At 58.0% G+C, this 245-nt stretch carries 1 pseudogene; it reads left to right on the forward strand.

From position 1 onward, the window contains the following. Window positions 1-16 precede the first annotated feature (16 nt). Window positions 17-245 (forward strand): annotated as a pseudogene (locus AF337_RS44825) (hypothetical protein); the annotation flags it as partial.

Genomic DNA, 245 nt, shown 5'->3' on the forward strand with positions numbered 1-245 from the left:
CCTTGCCGGAGGCGTGGTGATAAGTCTTCTCTCGGCCGCCGCGCTGCTTCAGCATGACAGGCCGCTTGACGCGGGAACTGAGATAGCATCCGGGGTCGGCAGTCGCCCGATCATTGTCGTCGAGCGCTTCGAAAGCAGTTCCGACGGGAGACTTGCGTTGGACATTTCGCAGGGCATCACCGACGACATTATTGAAAAGCTAGTTCCCTTTAACGACATTGTCGTCGTTACCGACTTGCCGCGGT

The sequence above is a fragment of the Rhizobium ecuadorense genome, from assembly GCF_001187535.1.
Taxonomy (GTDB): Bacteria; Pseudomonadota; Alphaproteobacteria; order Rhizobiales; family Rhizobiaceae; genus Rhizobium; species Rhizobium ecuadorense.